Source organism: Bradyrhizobium mercantei (assembly GCF_001982635.1).
Lineage (GTDB): Bacteria > Pseudomonadota > Alphaproteobacteria > Rhizobiales > Xanthobacteraceae > Bradyrhizobium > Bradyrhizobium mercantei.
On record NZ_MKFI01000052.1, the window covers coordinates 1 to 811 of the forward strand.

An 811-nucleotide genomic window follows, 5' to 3' on the forward strand; every position below is an offset into this window, starting at 1 on the left:
CGCCAGCGGGCTGCAGGCCGCGCTGGACGCGGTGGGCTTTCACACCGCCGGCTACGGCTGCGCCACCTGCGCCGGTCTGTCCGGTTCATTGTCACCGGCGGTGGAGCAGCGCATCGCCGACGGCTCGCCGCGCGTGGCGGCGGTGCTGTCGGGCAACCGCAACTTCCCCGGCCGTGTCCATCCGCTGGCGCGGGCCAATTACCTGGTGTCGCCGCCGATGGTGGTGGCCTACGCGCTGGCCGGCACGGTCATGCGCGATCTGCAGCGCGAAGCGGTCGGCTGGCGCGCCGACGGCGCGGCGGTGATGCTGTCGGACCTGTGGCCCAGCGACGCCGAGATCGACGCCGTGGTGGCCGACTACGTGCGGCCCATGATGTTCACCGAGCGCTACCGCGACGTGTTCGAGGGCGATCCGGCCTGGCAGGCCCTGCCTGGCGGCAGCGGCGCCTGCTATCCGTGGGACGCCGACAGCCTTTACCTGCGCCGGCCGCCCTATCTGGACGTGCCGTTGCAGACCGGCACGGTGCGCATCGAGGGCGCGCGCGCCCTGCTCATCCTGGGCGACTCGGTCACCACCGACCATATCTCGCCCGCCAACGAGATCCCGCCCGAGTCAAGCGCCGGGCGTTACCTGCTGTCGCTGGGCGTGCCGGCCGATGCGCTGCACACCTACCTGGCGCGCCGCGGCAACCACCGCGTGATGATGCGCGCCACCTTCGCGCAGCCGACCCTGGTCAACTAACTGCTGCCGCAAGGCCCGGCCGGCCTGACCCGCCACCAGCCCGATGGCGAGATCCAGCCGATCTACGAC

The 811-nt window shown here is 72.1% G+C and carries 1 protein-coding gene; it reads left to right on the plus strand.

Annotation, left to right across the window (positions count from 1 at the left end):
* On the plus strand, positions 1-742 hold a 742-nt coding region (locus BI327_RS40860), incomplete at its 5' end, for an aconitase family protein (RefSeq protein WP_245335086.1).
* Positions 743-811 lie beyond the last annotated feature (69 nt).